We start from the raw sequence: 18,563 nt of genomic DNA on the forward strand, positions 1-18,563 counted from the left end.
CTTGCACGGTCGTGGCCATTACTTGGCGTCGGATTGCCGGGCGAAGGCTTCCGAGCGGATCTGCGACAGTGTCATGCCGGGCGCAATGCCGTCGGCGTCATAGCGCAGCTCGAGCAATGCCGGCAATTGCTGGCTATTGGCGAACGCCAGCGCACGCGCGAACGCGGGACCGAACTCTTCATCGCTTGCAACGATCTCGCCATAGCCGCGATAAGCGCGAATCAGTTCGCTGAATTCCGGATTGTCGAAGCCCAGCGCCACGGTGCGGCCAGGGAACTCGCGCTCCTGGTGGGCGCGGATAGTGCCCCAGATGCCGTTGTTGAACACCAGCACGACGATCCCGACGCGATACTGCATGGCCACGCCGAGCTCCTGCAGGTTCATCTGGAAGCAACCATCGCCCGCGTAGCAGATCACGGTGCGATCGGGGTTCTCGAGCTTGGCGGCAATGGCGGCGGGCAGGCCGTAGCCCATCGATCCCACGGTCGGCGCCAGGCTGGTGCCGACGCCCTTGAAGCGGTAGTAGGCATGCGGGTACAGCGCGTAGTTGCCAGCGCCCACGGTGATGCAGGTGTCTTCTGGCACGTTGTCGCGCACGTGGCAAGCAGCGACATTGAGGTTGAGCGCGCCGGGCGCGGCCTTGGGTTCTTGCTCCGACAGATACGCCTGATGCGATTCATGGCCGGCATTGCGCGCACCGCGCGCGGCCGTTGGCGATAGCTGGCTCACCGCGGCGGCAAACGACACGACATCGGCGGCAATGGGCAGCGTCGGATGGAACACGCGGCCAAGCTCGTTGGCGTCCGGGTACACATGGATCAGGCGCTGCTTCGGCAGCGGGCTTTCCACCACCGTATACCCCTCGCTGGTTGCCTCGCCCATGCGGGTGCCTACGGCGATCAGCAGGTCACTCTCCAGTACGCGCTGGCGCAGCGAATCCGGCATCGCCCAGCCCACGTGGCCGGCGAAATTGGGATGATGGTTATCGAAGCACTCCAGGCGGCGCCACGCAACCCCGACCGGCAACGCAAAGCGCTCGGCAAACCCCTCCATCTGTCGGGCGGCTTCCGGCGTCCAGCCGGAGCCGCCGATCAACAGGAACGGCCGCTCGGCCTGCTCGACCAACTCGGCCAGCGACGCGATGGCATCCGGCGTGGGCGCGCTGTACGCACGGCGATAGCGCGGGACGTCGGCGACCCTGGCCTTGCCCCATAGTGTGTCCTCTGGCAGCGCCAGCACGACCGGGCCAGGCCGGCCGCTGGTGGCCACCGCAAACGCGCGCGCGATGAATTCGGGAATGCGATCGGTGCGATCGATCTGCGCCACCCATTTGGTCATCTCCCCGAACATGCGGCGGTAGTCGATCTCCTGGAATGCTTCGCGCTCGTAGAAGTCATTTCCGACCTGGCCAACGAACAGGATCATGGGCGTCGAATCCTGGTACGCCGTGTGCACCGCGATGCTGGCGTTCGTGGCGCCCGGGCCGCGCGTCACAAAGCAGATGCCAGGCTCGCCGGTGAGTTTGCCATGGGACTCCGCCATATAGCCTGCTCCGCTCTCCTGCCGGCAGACGATGGGCTGGATCTTGTCCTGATGGTCGTACAGCGCGTCGATGCAAGGCAGATAGCTTTCTCCCGGCACCAGAAAGACGCGCTTTACGCCCTGGATAATCAGTTGGTCAATCAGGATCTGACCGCCATTGCGCTCAGGCAGGGCCTGTGAAGTGCGAGGAGATTGGTTGCTCATGTCATTGGTTCCGTTGCTTTCCCGGCCGCCGCTGAATTAACGGCGACCGGGCTCGTTGAATTTTCTGTATGCGGCGACTTGCCGGACGACTCAGCGATCCAGGCCGCCCATGCACAGGTACTGGATTTCGAGGTAGTCCTCGATGCCGTACTTCGAGCCTTCGCGGCCAAGCCCGGACTGCTTGACGCCGCCGAACGGCCTTTTTCGCGGCTTACTGAAGCAGTGCGCCAGCCAGGATTTCAAGGCCTTCGTCCATCACTTCGTCGGAAATCGTCAACGGAAACAGGAAGCGAACGACATTGCCGTGGACGCCGCAAGACAGGAGCAGCAACCCCTTCTCCATGGCGCGGGCCTGCACCAGCTTGGAAAACTCCGGATTCGGACTGCCGTCGCGCTTCCGGAACTCCACGGCGATCATGGCGCCAATGCCACGCACTTCGCTGATCTCCGGCACGCGTGACTTCAGAGCATCGAGCTTGTCCTGCAACTTGCGGCCAAGCGCCGCACCGCGCGCGATCAGCTTTTCGCTTTCCAGCACGTCCAGCACCGCCAGCGCGGACGCCACCGCCAGCGGATTGCCGGCATAGGTACCGCCCAGGCCGCCGGGGGCCGGCGCGTCCATGATCTCGGCCCGGCCGCAAACGGCCGACAAGGGCATGCCGCCAGCCAGGCTCTTGGCCATGGTGGTCAAGTCGGGCACCGCGTCGTAGTGCTCCATGGCGAAGAGCTTGCCGGTGCGGCCAAAGCCGGTCTGCACCTCGTCGGCAATCAACAGGATGCCGTGCTCGTCGCAGATGGCGCGCAGGGCGCGCACAAATTCCGCGGGCGCGACATTGAATCCGCCCTCGCCCTGCACGGGTTCGAAAATGAGGGCTGCGACGCGCTTCGGGTCGATGTCGGCCTTGAACAACTGCTGCAGCGCGTTGATCGAGTCCTCGACGCTTACGCCGTGCAAGGCATACGGGTACGGCGCGTGGAACACATCTGACGGGAAGGGTCCGAAGCCGACTTTGTAAGGCACGACCTTGCCGGTCAAGGCCATGCCCATCATGGTGCGGCCGTGGAAACCGCCCGAAAAGGCAATCACGCCAGGACGGCCGGTGGCGGCGCGGGCGATCTTGATGGCGTTCTCGACGGCTTCGGCGCCCGTGGTAAAAAAGGCGGTCTTCTTGGCGAATGCGCCGGGCACGCGGGCATTGATTTTCTCGGCCAGCTCGATATAGCTGGCGTAGGGCACGATCTGGTAGGCCGTGTGGGTGAAGCGCTCCATCTGCTCCTGCATGGCCTGGATCAGGCGCGGGTGACGGTGGCCGGTGTTGAGCACCGCGATGCCCGCCGCAAAGTCGATATAGCGATTGCCCTCCACATCCCAAAGCTCCGCATTCTTGGCGCGCTCGGCGTAGAAATTGCACATCACACCGACGCCGCGGGGGGTGGCGGCATCCTTGCGGCGGACCAGGTCTGCGTTCTTCATGACATTGCTCCTTTGGTTTGGCGTTGTATCCGGGGTCTTCGACCCGTCTAGTCTTGTTAGAGGTGTTCCCGGCGTCGCATTGCATCCTGCGACCCTACCGGTAGACTGATGGCCGGACCAATTCTATGTTTTTCTTTCGGAAACGCCAAATCAATTCTGATATTTGACCCGGTGGTCCGTCCAATCAAAGGGAAATTACCCTCACATCGATGAACACGGAACAAAAATAAGTCCTATGAGTCACTTTTTATTGGGACCATATTGGCCGGACCAACGATTCGACAATCGTCGAAAACTGGAGGGACTTCCATGACACCCCTTGAATTGAGGGCCGGTTTTGGGTATTGATCAGACCATCAGTCAATTCCACCGTGGCACCCATTCCAATGTCATCCCTTCAAGCAGTTTCAGCTCAGCGCCTCTACCGGCTGATCGCAGACCAGATTGCCAGGAAAATCAGTGCCGGCGAATTTGCCCCGGGTGAGCGCCTGCCGGCCGAGCGCGAGCTCGCCGAGCAGCTCAACGTCGCGCGCTCGACGCTGCGCGAAGCGCTGATCGCCCTTGAAATCGGCGGCTATATCGAAGTGCGCGTCGGTAGCGGCGTCTTCGTGCTGGAACCCAAGGAGACCGGGGTGAACACCGCGAATGGCACCGAGCCAGCATCGGACGCCAGCACGGAAATCGACAGCCGCCTTGGAGCCGCGCTGGAAGCCAGTCCGTTTGAGTTGCTGGAAACACGCACCCTGTTCGAACCGGAGTGTGCCGCCCTGGCGGCCCAGCACGGCACGCCAGAGCAGATCGCCGCCATCGAAGAAGCGCACCGGCAGATGAATCCCGATCAATCTCCGGAAGCCGACGACTTCGCCCACGACCGGGCTTTCCACGAAGCCATCGCCGATGCCTGCGGAAATGCCGCCCTGGCATCAGTCGTCACGCATGTCTGGGATCTTTGCGAAGTCAGCCCGCTATACAAGCGCCTGGATAAGCACTTTGTGGACGCATCGGCCTGGCGCGCTGCGGTAGGTGAACACGACCGGATCGTAACCGCCATCGTGGCCCGCGACCCCATACGGGCACGCCATGCCATGGCTTTCCACCTGCTGGCAATCGTCTCCCGCCTCTCGGAAAGAGATCGAGCATATTGCCGAATAGACCTGCCGGACCCGGGGCCAGCCGGGTCATAACCCCCTACCCTTCGCACCCATCCAGGGCAAACCTGACCATCCCCCGCTCCCGCCAGCCTCCACGCGCACCACGCATGCGCATCAACTTGGTTTAAAAGAGTCCAATAAAGTACTTTTTTGGCTGGCACACAGATTGCGTGTTCGGGAAAACGGTACATCAGACGACCAAACAGGCCGGACCACCCGCCCACCAGACCTAGAGAAACTACCTATTACCCTGGTTTTTCTGGTCGTCTACGATATATTGGTCTGACCACCCGGTCGAAAACGCCTTTGCGCGCCATTCAGGAAGCCACATGAACACCGACAACGCCCCCATCATCTCGCCGGAAACCGGTCAGCCACCCCGCAATATGAAAAAGATCGCCGCCGCCAGCGTCATCGGCACGACGGTCGAGTGGTACGACCTGTTTATTTCGCCACGGCTTCGGCCCTGGTCTTTAACAAGGTCTTCTTCCCCGCCTTCGACCCGCTGACCGGAACGTTGCTGGCCTTCGGGACCTTTGCCTCGGCCTATATAGCCCGCATGGTCGGCGCCGCGCTGTTTGGGCATTTCGGCGACAAGGTGGGCCGCAAGTCCATGCTGCTGGTCTCGCTCATCATGATGGGCACGGCCACGTTCGCCATCGGCCTGCTGCCGGACTACCACTCGATCGGTATCTGGGCGCCCATTCTCCTGCTGACCCTGCGCGTCATCCAAGGCCTTGCGCTGGGGGGTGAGTGGGGCGGCGCAGTGTTGATGGCGGTGGAACATGCACCGGCCAACCGGCGCGGGCTCTATGGCTCATGGGTGCAGATCGGCGTCCCTGCCGGCACGCTAATTGCCAACCTGGCATTTCTGCTCAGCAATACGGTGATGTCCAATGAGGCCCTGTTGTCCTGGGGCTGGCGCATCCCATTCCTGGCCAGCGTATTGCTGGTCGGCGTGGGCATGTACATTCGACTGAATACCTCCGAGACGCCGTCGTTCAGCAAGGTCAAGGCCAGTGCCGCACAAGTCAAGATTCCCCTGGCCGAAGTTCTGACCAAATCGTGGAAGCAGGTCCTGCTGGGCGGCATTGCTACCATGTCCACCGGCACGGCTTTCAACCTGATCGTCGCCTTTGGCCTCACCTACGGCACCCAGACGCTGGGTTTCTCGCGCAACCAGATGCTATCGATCGCACTGATCGCGTGCGCGCTTTGCGTGGTGCTGCTGCCTCTGTTCGGCCTGCTCTCCGACAAGATCGGCCGCAAGCCCGTGATCATTGGCGGGATACTTGCCGAGGCACTACTCGCCTTCCCGCTGTTCTGGCTGCTCGACACCAAGGTGTTTGCCTTCGCCTTGTTTGGCTACCTGCTGATGATGGCCGCTTTCGCCGCCAACTACGGTCCCATCGCGACCTTCCTGGCCGAGTTGTTCGGCACCAAGGTGCGTTACTCCGGCCTGTCGATCAGCTACATGCTGTCCGGTCTGCTGGGCAGCGCGGCCACGCCGATCATCACAACGGCGCTGCTGTCCGCCACGGGCCGCGGCTCGTCGGTGGCGTGGTACATGATCGGGTCCGCGCTGATTTCCGCCGTGGCGCTGCTACTGCTTGCCGAGACACTGAGGAAGGAGGCGTCTGCCCCGGCCTCCCCGATGGATGCCAAGACCTCGCTGTCCTGAACCGCATTGCCGGACCGATACCATGCAAATCAACCTCGACGTCGCGCTACTGAGCCGGCTTGAACGCGTAAGCTTTCCCACACTCGGGCACTTCCTTGAAGATGGCTTTGCGAGCCACGAAATCCGGGCGCTCACGCCCAATGTGAAGTTTGTTGGCCGTGCCGTCACCCTGCGCCTGGCCACACCCAATGCCATTGCCGTGAACCGCGCGCTGGCCCGCCTCGCGCCCGGCGACGTACTGGTGATCGACGCCTGCGGCGATCACGCCCACGCGCCGGTTGGCGCGGTTACCGGCACCGCCGCATTGTGCGCGGGCGCCAAAGGCATCGTGGTGGATGGCGTGACAACAGATATCCTGGAACTGCGTGCGATGGGGATACCGGTGTTCGCGCGGGGCACCAGCGCCCTCACCACGAAGCGGATCGATGAAGGCCGCAGCGCCGTCAACGAGCCGGTGATCTGTGGCGGTGTCACCGTCAATCCCGGCGACTTCGTCCTGGCGGACGACAACGGCGTGGTATTCCTGGCCTCGGATGTGGCCGCCGGCATCATTGACCAGGCACTGGCGTCCGATGAAGCCGAGCCCGCCATCCTGGCGCGCCTGCGGGCGGGTGAGGCCGCTGCTACCGTACTGTTCCAGGGCGCCTGATTGCCGCCCGATCTCAATGCAATACAGAATGCGAGATTCCTCATGAGCACCCAGCCCCAACGTGTGGCGACGCGACCGGCAGCGCTGCGGCGCAGCTGGATCTTCGTGCCGGGCCTGGACCCGGTACTTCAGCACACCGCGATGGAGAGCGGCCCCGATGTGGTGGTCGCCGACCTCGAAGAATTCACCAGCCCTGCAGACCGCCCCGCAGCGCGCGCGCGGATCGTTGCCTTGATGGCCGAATGCCGCGCGCGCGGTATCGTCGGTGCCGTGCGCATCAACAAGCTCGATGGCGATGGACGGGACGACCTGCGCAGCGTCATGCCAGGCGCGCCCGCCGCCATCTTCCTTCCCCACACGGAAACGGCGGAGCAGATCGAGTTACTTGACCAGGAAATCACCAGGTTGGAGCGCGAATTCGGCGTAGCGCCCCGGCAAACGGAGATCGTACCGACACTGGAATCCGCGCGCGGCATCGTCTGCGCCGCCGCTATCCTGTCGGCCAGCAAGCGGATCAGCGCCTGCCTGCTGGCGGCCGAGGACCTGAGCGCGGATCTGGATGCGGTACGCGCCCAGGACGGCATCGAGTTGCACCATATCCGCGCGCGCTTCCTGGTCGATTGCATTGCCGCAGGCTGCGTGCCGATCGACTGCCCGTTCAACTACCAGGATCCCACCGCGCTGTCGGCCGACCTGGCCTGGGCCCGCCGGATTGGGCTCAAGGCAAAATGCACCGTGTATCCGCATCAAATCGCCGCCATCCACGCGGCGTTCACACCGTCTGCGCAACAGGTCGTGCAAGCGCAGGATAATGTCCGCAGGTACGAGGCGGTTCGCGATGGTCGGCCCGCCGAGGGCGCGCGGGTGGACCCGCCAGACTACAACACCGCGCGCAGGCTATTGGCGCGCGACGCCAGTTTCCGGCAATGGGCGCTGGACAGCGGCGAAACGGCTTCCTCCTAGCGCCGCCGGGAGCACGGCAGGGACAAGATGCATCCCGGCGCGCCCCTTCCCACCAGCCGTTCAGGCAGACTCGCCCGCTATGGGCGTTGCCTTGCGCATGCGCCGCGCGCGCGCATGCAGCCGGCGCAATATCACGTCGAATGACTCCAGTTGCCGGTTGATCTCCGCCTGGCCCTGCTCCACCAGATAGGCCCGGAAGGCAACCGCCACGCGCGGCAGGCGTACACCCGGCAGGTTCAACACATACCAGTCGCGCTCGATGGGATTGCCTTGCAGCGGCAGAAGTCCGATCAGCCCTGCCTGGAACTCCAGTGTGCACGCGTGCAGAGATAGAAACGCTACGCCCAGGCCCGCAGACACCATCCGCTTGATGGCCGCGTTGCTGGAAAGCTCGGAACCCCGAGGCAGCCGCAGACCCGCCTCCTTGAAAAGACGCTCCACGGTGTTGCGCGTCCCCGAGCCGCGTTCGCGCACCAGCAAATTCTCCTCTACCAGATCTTGCAGGGTGAGATGGCGGCGCGACATCAGCGGATGGTCCGGTGCCGCGATAAACGCCATCGGATGCTTGGCAAAGGCGGTCGCATGAGTGCGGATATCCGTGGGTGGCCGGCCAATGATGGCGAGGTCGATCTCATGCATCGCGAGCATGCGGACGATCTCCTCGCGATTGCCGACATGAAGCTTGATCTTGACATCTGGGCTGTCCGCCGTGAATGCCACCAGCATCGATGGCAGCAGGTATTCCRCAGTCGTGATGGCACCCACCCGGAGCGTCCCCGCGAGACTGCCCTTGAGCGCCGCCACCTCCTCGGTGGCGTCGCGCCAGAGCCGCAGTATCTGCCCGGCGTAGCCGGCCATCACCTCGCCCGCAGGCGTGAGTTGCATACCCCGGCCCGCACGCTGCACCAGTGGCGCCCCGATGGCCTCCTCCAGCAACTTGAGCTGCAGCGACACCGTGGGCTGCGTGATGTGCAGCTCCTCCGCTGCCCGAGATACACCACCCAGGCGGGCAATGGCATCGATGGCGTTGAGCTGCCGAAAAGTGGTGGTTCTATTCATAGTAGAAAACCTATCAGTCGGTTTTATAAACTAATTTTTCAATATGAAGCGGCTACCTTATAGTGCTCTGACCGGAAACGCAATCGCGTCCGCGTATCGAAAAACGCAGTGCATAGGGGACGGAAGATGTCGCTTGAATTGCTAGTGCTTACCCTGGACGATGTGCTCATCCGGGCGGACGAACTAAGGTACGGTATTGATAACGCTTCGCAAAAAGGCGGCTCCGCTCACTCGCAACAAGCGACCTATCGCGACGGCTGTGGCATCCGCATCCGCGCCCAGGCAGCAGCACTCATGCATAGCGCTGAGATGGATGGTGCTCGACTGGCACTCGCGGCCCCCATCTCGTCGCGGATACTGTGTGGGCTGCTCGACGCCGCCATCGGACCGGACTGGCCCGATCGTTTCACCGTGGTCGCCACTGCCGACGCCCTATCCTCCAGAGAGACAGAAGCTGATCTCTACAGGCTGATACTGCGCACAACAGGCGTGCCGGCGCACCGCGCGTTGCTGATCTGCGCCACGCAAAGCAGCCTGCGCGCCGCCAAATCCATTGGGATGCATACCGCTGCCGTACAGCCGGAAGGCAGCGACGTGCCGCAATATGAGGGGACAACGCTTCCGAACTCCACCGGCGCGGTCTGGCCGGACTTCCACACGCTGGAGTTGATCGCGAATGGCCTGTCCCCTTCCCATAGCGCTTGCCGCGCCACAGCTGTGCCGGCAGTGAGCTAGATCGTCAGCCTGCGTGCCACGGCTTGCAAGACCCAAATTGCGGAGATTCCCATGAGAAAGATCGTTATCGTCGGCGGCGGCGCCGCAGGACTACAGGTGGCCACGCGCCTCGGCCGGCGTCTTGGCAAGCGCGGCCTAGCCGAAGTCATTCTGATCGATCGTAGTCCCACGCATCTGTGGAAGCCCTTGCTACATGAGGTGGCTGCAGGTCGCCTTGAGCCCGTTGTCCACCATACCTCCTTCGCCCTGCAGGCTGAACGTCATCGGTTTCGCTTTGTACAAGGCGAACTGCAAGCGGTAGATCGTAGCAACCGCACCATCTCCATTGCTCTCTCCGGCACGGGAGACGGCGAGAATGGCCAGGTCCAGTCCATTGCCTACGATAAACTGGTGCTCGCTGTTGGCGGTGTCACCCAGTACTTTGGCGTGCCGGGAGCAAGGGAGCACGCCTTGACGCTGGACAGCGTCAGTAGCGCGGAGGAAGTGCGTGAGCGCGTATTTACCGCCTTGCGCCGTCGTACCGCGCTGGCCGACACTCAGCAACAAGCGCAGAGCGCCAAGATGCGAGTCGCCATCGTTGGCGCTGGTGCCACCGGTGTCCAGCTTGCAGCCCAGTTGCGTAGAACATCTCGAGTACTGAATCGCTATGGCATCCACCGGCTCGACCCGGTGGCGGGCGTGGATATTTGCCTGATTGAAGCATCTCCTGCCGTTCTCCCAGGCATGGGTACACGGATCGCCGCGCGCGTCGGCGAGCAACTGGCGAGCCTGAACATCCGAGTCCAATGCAACGCCAAGGTGACGTCGGTCAGCCAGGATGGCCTGACAGTCGCAGGACAGCCGCCGATGCCGACGGATATTGTCATCTGGGCGGCGGGCGTTGCCGCGCCTGCGCTTCTCGGCACATTCCAGTTGCCGGTCAATGCGAAAGGACAAATTCGCGTTCTGCCCACATTGCAGTGTGTCGTCGACGAGCATATCTATGCGATTGGCGACTGCGCAAGCTGCAGGTTGCGGGACCTAGAGGCCGAGCTTCCTACCCGGGCGCAGGTCGCATACCAGCAAGCGCTATATCTTGCCAAAGCATTGCCACAGCACCTCGCCGGCAAATCGGCCGCGGGATTTCGTTACCGCGACCACGGCTCCCTGGTCGCCCTGGCGGGCAGCAGCACGATTGCAAAGCTAGCCGCCACGCCGGGCAAGGATGACGGCTGGCATGTCGAAGGCAGACTCGCGGCCTTGCTCCACCACGCTATCTATCGGCGGCACGTGATAAACATCCACGGCTGGCTGCGAGCCTTAGGCATGACATTGGCCCAGGGCTTGGAGCGCTTGCTTGCGGCAGGGTCGCGATTGCATTGACGCCATTGCGCAGCAGTCCAACTTTTTTGCTTTGTCCTGCGGCCTCAAGGCTTGGCACCCCTTAGGCTCGTTGTCGAATCGCGGAGGTAAGAGCCTGCCGGCAAGCATCAAACAAAGACGGACAAAGCGACCCTACGCTCCACTCCTCATCCATTGCTAGCGCAGTGCAGCGTCCCTTTGTGACGCCTGCGGCTCGTCAGACGCGCCCGCTCACGCGGTGAATGCCCCTTGGCCAATCCTGCGACACCGCCCACGCGCTCAGTGGCAACGTCTAAGCCACTTTGAGCTCTCGCACGGCAATAATACTTATTCCTCTAAGTATTTTCCCTTGGTTTCCATACTGCCTTCTTGTCATCGCCGTCTCGCCTCATTATGCTTAGTTCACTAAGCTTTTTCTCGAAAACAAGCGATATGCGCGACCGACCCTAACGGGGAGACGTCCGCCAGGAGTGCGATGCAATGATCACCAAGGAAGAAAACGAACTGCTGTGTCGAGTTGAAGGTGAGGCGCCGATGGGGCAGTTGATGCGACGACACTGGACGCCGGTCTGCCTGATCGAGGAGGTCTCGGAGCCTGACGGTGCGCCCGTGAAAGCGCGCGTCTTCGGGGAGGACTTGGTGGTATTCCGCGACAGCGATGGTCGAGTCGGCGTGATGGACGAGTACTGCCCGCACCGTCGAGCCTCTCTGGTCTACGGCCGCAACGAAGAAGGCGGATTGCGCTGCCTCTACCACGGCTGGAAGATGGACGTCGAAGGCAATGTGCTGGAGATGGTTTCGGAGCCCACCTCGAGCTGCATGGCAGAAAAGGTCAAGCATAAGGCGTATCCCACCAAGGAATGGGGTGAGATGGTCTGGGCGTATATGGGCCCGGCGGAATCGGTACCGGAATTCACGCCGCCACCATGGGCGCCGACTGAAGACGCCCGCGTGAGCATTGCCAAGGTGCTCCTGCCCTGCAACTGGGCGCAGGTGCTCGAAGGAGCGATCGATTCGGCCCACAGTTCCAGCCTGCACAGCTCCGACATAGTTCCGGCGCGGGTGAACGGCGCAAAGGCCACCGCCAACCTCTGGCTGCGCCCGTCGACCGACAAGGCGCCGCGCCTGCAGGTGCAGCGCGGCAGCTACGGGTTCCGGTATGCCGCCATCCGCCGGCCCATCCACCAGGCGCAGACCCACGACTATGTCCGCTCGACCGTGTTCGTTGCCCCTGCGACGGCACTGATTCCTCCGAACAATCTCTACAACGTCGCCAACGTCAACGTCCCGATGGATGACACGAACACGGCGTTCTACTTCATTGCCTGGGGCCATCCTGCGCAGACACCCGAGACCGAATCCTGGCGCAAGTTCCTCCGCCAGACCGTGGGCGTGGACCTGGACCCGTACTATCGGCCGCTGCGCAATACGGAAAACCGCTTCTGGCAGGATCGACAGGCCATGAAAGCTGGCAACTTCACCGGCATCTCGGGCTTTCCCAACCAGGACGTGGCAATGTGGCTGACGATGGGGCCGATTGCGGACCGAACCCATGATCGGCTCGGCGCCAGCGACCTCGCCATCGTCGAGTTCCGCAAGCAGATGCTGGATGCCGTCAAGGCCTTCCAGGCAGGCAGCGACGCGATCGGCACCGGCGCCAACGTGATTGCGCCCGACATCTGCGCGTTCCAGGCCGTCGTGCCGAAGACGGACGACTGGCGGACCTTCGATGTCTCCTATGTATGGGCGGATGGTCAGGAGCGGCCGGAGCTCGAACCCTCTTACTCGATCAGGGCATAGCTCTCGGCGCCGCCTCATTCGTCAGACCCCGCCCCCAAGGCCATCACACAATGACAAAACTACGCCTTTCCGTCGCCATGGGCGACTATGACCGTACCCGCGCCCTGCTCGATGGTCGGGTCCAGATCGACGGTGTCGATCCGGTCTACATGACGCTCAACCCGGAGGAGATGTTCTTCCGGGCGATGCGCAGCCAGGACTTCGATATCACGGAGCTTTCCTTCTCGAGCTACCTGGTCAAGCACTCGCGAGGCGACTGCCCGTACATCGCCGTCCCCGTCTTTCTCTCGCGCGCTTTCCGCCATACATCGATCTATGTTCGCAAGGACCGCATAAAGCGGCCTGAAGACTTGAAGGGCTGCCGCATCGGCATCCCCGAATACCAGCTCACCGCAATCGTATGGGCGCGAGCGCTCCTCCAGGACGAGTTCGGTGTCCGCCCGTCCGACGTCACGTGGGTGCGCGGCGGCATCGATACGCCGGGCCGCCCTGAGAAGGTCAAGCTCGAGTTGCCGGCCGACGTTCGCGTCGAGGCCGCGCCGGAAGGACGCACGATCTCGGACATGCTCGACCGCGGCGAAATCGATGGATTCATCGCCCCCCGGCCGCCTAGCGCCACGGCATTGCGCAACGAGAACATTGCCTGGTTGTTCGATGACCCTACCGCGGACGCCAAGGACTATTTCCGTCGCACGGGTGTCTTTCCGATCATGCACGTGGTTGGCGTCCGGAAGACACTGGTGCAAGCCCATCCCTGGCTTCCCGGCGCGGTGTTCAAGGCCTTCAGCCAGTCCAAGGCCCACGCACTCGCACAGCTGTCCGACACGTCGGCGACGAAGGTGACGATGCCCTTTGTCGAGGAGATGCTGAAGGCCGCTCGCGAGACACTCGGCGAGGACTACTGGTCCTATGGTGTTCAAGCGAACCGCCGGACTCTGGAAACCTTCGTGCGGCATCACCATGGTCAAGGACTGTCCGAGCGCCTGGTGCCGGTGGAAGATATCTTCCACCCGTCCACCTATGAGTCATACAGCATTTGACAAAATCGCGCGTGACTCGTGTCGAGACGCGCGCCCCTGGGAGCAAGGATGTTCGAGTACAACGAGAGCCTCGAGCAGGCGCTTCATCGCAATGTCGAGGATGCCCTGCGGGAGGACATCGAGCGCACAGACTGGACGGCTCAGTTCGTGGCGGTTGAGCTGACCAAGGACGTACGCGCCATCGACCTGTCGATGCGATTCGACGCCTGACGAGAGAGAGACTTATGACGACCATCACACAGCCCCACTCTGATACGCAGATGCTCCTGCGCATCACACGCATCCATGATGCGGCGGAGGGTATCCGCAGCTTCGAGTTCGTGCTGCCCGATGGCGCCGACCTGCCGCCCTTCACGCCGGGCTCGCATATCAAGGTGCAGGCGCCCAACGGCCTGCTGAGGAAGTACTCGCTGTGCAACGACCCCGCGGAACGTCACCGCTACATCATCACCGTGAAGCGTGACGCCAACGGGAAGGGCGGCTCCATCAGTCTTTGCGACGACGCCAGGGAAGGCGACCTGATTCCCGTTGGCGTGCCGGAGAACGCATTTCCCCTCGTCGACAATGCCAAGGCATTCATCTTCATCGCCGGTGGCATCGGCATCACGCCCATCCTGTCGATGATCCGCAGCTTTGGCGAACTGTCGACGGCCAAGTGGAAGCTCTACTATTTCACGCGCTCACCGGAGACCGCCGCGTTCCTGGATGAGTTGCAGGCACCCGAACTCCGGGGCAAGGTGAAGATCCATCATGACTTCGGGAGTCCCGACAAGGCATTCGACCTGTGGCCGGTGCTGGAGAGGCCGTGCGACACCCACATCTACTGCTGCGGCCCGCGGGGGCTGATGGACGCCGTGCGTGACATGTCGGGTCACTGGCCCGCCACGAAGATCCACTTTGAAAGCTTCAACGAAGGGGGCGAGGTGCGCGCGGACGACAAGCCGTTCGATATCGTGCTGAACAGCACTGGGCAGCGCTTCGAGGTTCCGGTGGGCATGAGTATTCTGAATGTCCTGCGCCAGCATGGCTGTGACGTGCCGTCTTCCTGCGAGAGCGGAACCTGCGGTACCTGCCGCACCACACTGGTGGCGGGCGAGGCGGACCACCGTGACATGGTCCTGATGCCGGAAGAGATGGAAAGCCAAGTGATGATCTGCGTCTCGCGGGCGAAGAGCGCCGAACTGGTGATCAAGCTATGAAACGCAAACCTGACGGAAAGGTGCGCCTGGGCGTCGTCGGACTCGGCCGCGCGTTCTCACTCATGCTGCCGACTTTCCTTGCAGACGACCGCATCGTCCTCGCCRCCGCCTGCGACCCGCGTGACACTGCGCGCCGGCAATTTGCGCGCGATTTCGGCGCCCCGGTATACGAGGACCTGTCCGAGATGGCGCTCTCGCCCGATATCGATGCCGTCTACATTGCCAGTCCACATCAGTTCCACGCCGCCCACGCATGCCTTGCCGCGGCGAATGGGAAGCACCTGCTGGTCGAGAAGCCGATGGCATTGTCGACGGCGGAGTGCGACCAGATGATCGAGGCGTGCGCCCGTGCTGGAGTGCAAATGATCGTCGGGCATTGCCACAGCTTCGATTCCCCCTATCTGCACACCCGTCGCCTCCTCGACTCGGGCCGCTTCGGCGCAGTGCGGATGATCCATGCGCTGAACTACACGGACTTTATGTACCGGCCGCGACGCCCAGAGGAACTTCAGACCGAGGCTGGCGGTGGGGTCGTCTTCAGCCAGGCGGCGCACCAGGTCGACGTGGTCCGCCTGCTCGCCGGATCCCCGGCCAGTCGGGTCAGGGCGACACTCGGGCAATGGGATCCAGCCAGACCGACGGAAGGTGCATATTCCGCCATGCTCTGGTTTGAGAACGGAAGCTATGCCTCCCTGACCTATAGCGGCTATGGCCGTTTCAATTCGGACCCCTGGAACGGCGAATTCACCGAAATGGGTTTCTCAGCCCACGACGAGGACTATGGAAAGGCGCGCCGCAGGCTGGCCGGCATCGGCTCGGCCGAGGCGGAAGCACGACTAAAGGCAGACGCCACCTACGGCGGCCCTTCGTGGACACCGCCGGCCAGCGCCCAACCCCCACTCGCCAACCAGCACTTCGGCCCTGTTATTGTCAGCTGCGAGCACGCCGACATCCGCCCCATGCCCGACGGGATCTGGGTCTATGGTGATCGGGAACGCGAACACATCCCGCTGCCAGCGCCGGCGGTGCCACGATTCGAGGTCATTGACGAATTGATTGACGCCGTCGTACACGGACGGCGCCCACGCCACGACGGGCCCTGGGCAAAGGCTACGCTCGCGGTCTGTCTCGCGATGCTGGCCTCGGCGCGCGAGGCCCGGGACATCGAGTTGCCCCATCAGGCTTGGCCGGTCTAGCAGTGCCCTATATAAAAAGAGAGGAGACAAGAAATGAGACGCCCCACAAACCATCTCACACGGCGCAGGCTGTGCCTGTGCCTGGCGGCCGCCGCATTCGCCCCAACGACGGCTCTGGCAAGCCCCGATGCCTGGCCTAACAAGGCGGTCCGGCTGATCGTTCCTTATGCGCCAGGTGGCCTGCCTGACACCGTTGCTCGTGTGCTGTCGCAGCAATTGACACAACGGCTGGGCAAGCCGTTCGTGGTCGAGAATCGTCCCGGCGCCAATGGTGTCGTGGCCGCGCAGGCGCTCAAAACGAGTCCCGCCGACGGCTATACCTTTCTGGTCACTGATGGGTCAATGATGACAATCAACCCTGTGATCTACAAAGATCTGTCCTATGAGCCCAAGCGCGATTTCGTGCCGGTGTCATTGGCGGCGAGATCTCCGCTCTTTCTAGCCGTCAATGCCAGTGTGCCGGCGAACTCGCTCCAATCCTTTATTGCGCTCGCAAAGTCGAAGCCGGGGCAACTCAATTACGGCTCTTCCGGCATAGGGAGCACCCATCAACTATCGATGGAAGCGCTGAAAGCCGCACTCAAGCTCGATATCAAGCACATCCCCTTCCGCGGCTCCGGCCAATCCGTCCCGGCGCTGATCGGGGACCAGGTGCAGGTGGTCTTCGCCGCGTTGCCATCGCTATCGGGCTTCGTGAAGTCCGGCCAGGTCAAGATCCTCGGCACCAACTCGCTGCAGCGATCCAAGCTTGCGCCGCAAATTCCGGCCATCTCGGAAGTGGTGCCCGGGTACGACTATGCCGTGACAGTCGGCGTGCTCGCGGCCGCGGGAACGCCTAATGCCGTGGTGAAGCAGATGTCAGATGCCATCGCGAATGCCGTCAAAATGCCCGAAGTCATATCGCAGTTGCACATCGCAGGCATAGAGCCGGTGGGTGGGTCGAGCGCGGACTACACGAAGGCGCTCGGCGACGAGACAGCGCGCTATGTCGAAGCCATCAAGGTGGCCCAGGTAGTTGCGGAGTAGAGTTCTCCACTCGGTACGGATATCGAAAATGCAATCGCAGGTCCCCGCAGTTCGAACTCCTGCGGGAGAACGATGAAATTCACGGCGCGCAATACCGAGCATATGGCACAACGGTAGAGTTGGTCGCCTCGGGTCTTGAGCGGGGACGCATCGGCGTCTCCGCCATCCGGCCGCGCTATCACGTATGACCAGTAGATCCCGCGCCCAGCATCGACGCACGTCGGGAACGTGCTGAGGCTCTGCCTACGGTGACGTAGTCATCCGCATTGCGGCTTTTGCTGGACAAATCTCCACGTGCCGTTGAATGTCCAAGCTGGTTATCCCTGGCATGATGTTAATATTAGAATCATAAGTAAATCCTGCCGGCGATACCCTCATCCGCACGCTGCGCCATACCGGCCCCCGGCGTGCGGCCTATGCCAGAGCCGGATTTGCGATAATCCGCTCTTCCTCTCGAAGAGCCGTCCGGACCTTTCCATGCCGAGAAACACCAGAGAGACGGAAATTGCCAGTCGCATGCTGCGGCACTGGCACGAAGGAGTGCCCAACGACCGGATGGCGCATCTCGTCAAGGACGCGACGCGGGGATTTCTGCGAGCGCTACAGACGAGGCTTGCCCGCCACGATGTGCAATTGGGGCACTGGACCTTCCTGCGCATCCTATGGGAGCGAGACGGCCTCACGAAGCGCGAGCTCAGCATAGAGGCCGGCGTGATGGAACCCACCACGGTCGTCGCGCTCAAGACCATGGAGAAACTGGGTTACGTCAGCCTCGAACAGCGACCCGACAACCGCAAGAATATCTACGTTTTCCTGACACCTCTGGGCAAGAAATTGAAGAAGCTACTTGTTCCGCTTGCCGAAGAAGTCAACGCATTGGCCCTGAATGGCATTCCAGAAAAGGAAGTGGAAACGACTCGCCGCGCGCTGCTTGTGATGATCGACAATCTCGGTGCCGATGCCCACATAGAGTAGCTGCTATCCAAAACGTGCACAAATGTGCGCGTCCGGTTCCTGCCCCGAACCTCCTGACTGGCCAGGCTCGTATCTGACAGGCTTAACTTTCCCGACAGCCTCGGGTAGTGAAATCATTTGTTCAAGGTTGACGCTCGCGTTAAAGTCTCTGTCATGGCGCGTGTCACAGCTTACGCAAGTCCACTCTCGATCCCTTAACGTCAAAGCCGAATTTACCTCGCCGCAGCATGAGCAACGCTTTGAGCTAGGAAAGAAGCGATCCGCAGTCACTAGCGTTGTCCCATACCAAGTGCTCTTGTACTCGATCTGGCGACGAATCTCCCCAAATGCCACGTCGAGAATGGCGCGGTTCAGGCCAGCCTTTTGACGGACATTTCTTCCCGGTTTGTCGACACTCCCCTTGGCGCTTGCAGTCATTCCCTGCACAGACAAGTCCTCGATGCCCAACGTTTGGTTTTCACGTGTGAGCGAGGTCGTCATCTTGTGCGTGAAGTCATTGCGAATGCACCTGATCTTTCGATGCTGATC

19 protein-coding genes are annotated in these 18,563 nt (G+C 62.2%); 14 read left to right on the top strand and 5 right to left on the bottom strand.

Annotated features, from left to right (window positions below; genetic code table 11):
* Positions 1 to 18: 18 nt before the first annotated feature.
* From AC1DK4_RS34100 to gabT, 3 genes are all read right to left on the bottom strand, one after another.
* On the bottom strand, positions 19 to 1,746 hold the full coding sequence (locus AC1DK4_RS34100) for a thiamine pyrophosphate-binding protein (protein ID WP_441623298.1): 1,728 nt from the start codon (positions 1,744 to 1,746) through the stop codon (positions 19 to 21).
* Between the two features lie 90 nt (positions 1,747 to 1,836).
* Positions 1,837 to 1,989, bottom strand: coding sequence for an aldehyde dehydrogenase family protein (locus AC1DK4_RS34105; RefSeq protein ID WP_441623300.1), 153 nt, complete (start codon positions 1,987 to 1,989; stop codon positions 1,837 to 1,839).
* Positions 1,958 to 3,220 carry a 4-aminobutyrate--2-oxoglutarate transaminase gene (gene gabT / locus AC1DK4_RS34110; RefSeq protein ID WP_441623301.1) on the bottom strand — a complete coding sequence of 421 codons (1,263 nt, stop codon included), beginning with the start codon at positions 3,218 to 3,220 and terminating at the stop codon, positions 1,958 to 1,960. The genes AC1DK4_RS34105 and gabT overlap by 32 nt, the downstream gene beginning before the upstream one ends.
* Positions 3,221 to 3,606: 386 nt before the next feature.
* On the opposite strand from gabT, the gene AC1DK4_RS34115 reads away from it, so the two are divergent.
* From AC1DK4_RS34115 to AC1DK4_RS34135, 5 genes are all read left to right on the top strand, one after another.
* Positions 3,607 to 4,404: a FadR/GntR family transcriptional regulator gene (locus AC1DK4_RS34115; RefSeq protein ID WP_441623303.1), complete on the top strand. Its 798-nt coding sequence runs from the start codon at positions 3,607 to 3,609 to the stop codon at positions 4,402 to 4,404.
* Positions 4,405 to 4,700: 296 nt separating this feature from the next.
* The gene (locus AC1DK4_RS34120) at positions 4,701 to 4,880 is read left to right on the top strand and encodes a hypothetical protein (protein ID WP_441623305.1); all 180 of its coding nucleotides are present in this window, start codon (positions 4,701 to 4,703) and stop codon (positions 4,878 to 4,880) included.
* Positions 4,802 to 6,052: an MFS transporter gene (locus AC1DK4_RS34125; protein ID WP_441623307.1), complete on the top strand. Its 1,251-nt coding sequence runs from the start codon at positions 4,802 to 4,804 to the stop codon at positions 6,050 to 6,052. The genes AC1DK4_RS34120 and AC1DK4_RS34125 overlap by 79 nt, the downstream gene beginning before the upstream one ends.
* 22 nt (positions 6,053 to 6,074) lie before the next feature.
* Positions 6,075 to 6,701 carry an RraA family protein gene (locus AC1DK4_RS34130; RefSeq protein WP_441623309.1) on the top strand — a complete coding sequence of 209 codons (627 nt, stop codon included), beginning with the start codon at positions 6,075 to 6,077 and terminating at the stop codon, positions 6,699 to 6,701.
* Positions 6,702 to 6,743: 42 nt separating this feature from the next.
* Positions 6,744 to 7,664, top strand: a complete 921-nt coding sequence (locus tag AC1DK4_RS34135; RefSeq protein WP_441623311.1) for an HpcH/HpaI aldolase/citrate lyase family protein — start codon at positions 6,744 to 6,746, stop codon at positions 7,662 to 7,664.
* Between the two features lie 60 nt (positions 7,665 to 7,724).
* On the opposite strand, the gene AC1DK4_RS34140 is transcribed toward AC1DK4_RS34135, so the two are convergent.
* A complete protein-coding gene (locus AC1DK4_RS34140) occupies positions 7,725 to 8,723 on the bottom strand; it encodes a LysR family transcriptional regulator (RefSeq protein WP_477132060.1) in 999 nt (332 codons plus the stop codon).
* A 126-nt stretch (positions 8,724 to 8,849) separates the two neighbouring features.
* On the opposite strand from AC1DK4_RS34140, the gene AC1DK4_RS34145 reads away from it, so the two are divergent.
* From AC1DK4_RS34145 to AC1DK4_RS34185, 9 genes are all read left to right on the top strand, one after another.
* Positions 8,850 to 9,458, top strand: coding sequence for an HAD family hydrolase (locus AC1DK4_RS34145; RefSeq protein WP_441623315.1), 609 nt, complete (start codon positions 8,850 to 8,852; stop codon positions 9,456 to 9,458).
* 51 nt (positions 9,459 to 9,509) lie between these two features.
* Positions 9,510 to 10,820: an NAD(P)/FAD-dependent oxidoreductase gene (locus AC1DK4_RS34150; protein WP_441623317.1), complete on the top strand. Its 1,311-nt coding sequence runs from the start codon at positions 9,510 to 9,512 to the stop codon at positions 10,818 to 10,820.
* Between the two features lie 459 nt (positions 10,821 to 11,279).
* Positions 11,280 to 12,599 carry a Rieske 2Fe-2S domain-containing protein gene (locus AC1DK4_RS34155; RefSeq protein WP_441623319.1) on the top strand — a complete coding sequence of 440 codons (1,320 nt, stop codon included), beginning with the start codon at positions 11,280 to 11,282 and terminating at the stop codon, positions 12,597 to 12,599.
* 50 nt (positions 12,600 to 12,649) lie between these two features.
* Positions 12,650 to 13,639, top strand: coding sequence for an ABC transporter substrate-binding protein (locus AC1DK4_RS34160; RefSeq protein WP_441643602.1), 990 nt, complete (start codon positions 12,650 to 12,652; stop codon positions 13,637 to 13,639).
* Positions 13,640 to 13,687: 48 nt separating this feature from the next.
* Positions 13,688 to 13,849: a hypothetical protein gene (locus AC1DK4_RS34165; RefSeq protein ID WP_441623323.1), complete on the top strand. Its 162-nt coding sequence runs from the start codon at positions 13,688 to 13,690 to the stop codon at positions 13,847 to 13,849.
* Positions 13,850 to 13,863: 14 nt separating this feature from the next.
* Positions 13,864 to 14,838, top strand: coding sequence for a PDR/VanB family oxidoreductase (locus AC1DK4_RS34170; protein ID WP_441623325.1), 975 nt, complete (start codon positions 13,864 to 13,866; stop codon positions 14,836 to 14,838).
* Positions 14,835 to 16,034 carry a Gfo/Idh/MocA family protein gene (locus AC1DK4_RS34175; RefSeq protein WP_477132061.1) on the top strand — a complete coding sequence of 400 codons (1,200 nt, stop codon included), beginning with the start codon at positions 14,835 to 14,837 and terminating at the stop codon, positions 16,032 to 16,034. The genes AC1DK4_RS34170 and AC1DK4_RS34175 overlap by 4 nt, the downstream gene beginning before the upstream one ends.
* Positions 16,035 to 16,067: 33 nt before the next feature.
* The gene (locus AC1DK4_RS34180; RefSeq protein ID WP_441643604.1) at positions 16,068 to 17,060 is read left to right on the top strand and encodes a Bug family tripartite tricarboxylate transporter substrate binding protein; all 993 of its coding nucleotides are present in this window, start codon (positions 16,068 to 16,070) and stop codon (positions 17,058 to 17,060) included.
* A gap of 477 nt (positions 17,061 to 17,537) precedes the next feature.
* Positions 17,538 to 18,035, top strand: a complete 498-nt coding sequence (locus AC1DK4_RS34185; RefSeq protein WP_441623330.1) for a MarR family winged helix-turn-helix transcriptional regulator — start codon at positions 17,538 to 17,540, stop codon at positions 18,033 to 18,035.
* Between the two features lie 3 nt (positions 18,036 to 18,038).
* On the opposite strand, the gene AC1DK4_RS34190 is transcribed toward AC1DK4_RS34185, so the two are convergent.
* A partial coding sequence (locus AC1DK4_RS34190; protein WP_477132062.1) for an RNA-guided endonuclease InsQ/TnpB family protein occupies positions 18,039 to 18,563 on the bottom strand: 525 nt, incomplete at its 5' end.

The sequence above is a fragment of the Cupriavidus sp. 05N38 genome, assembly GCF_056397345.1.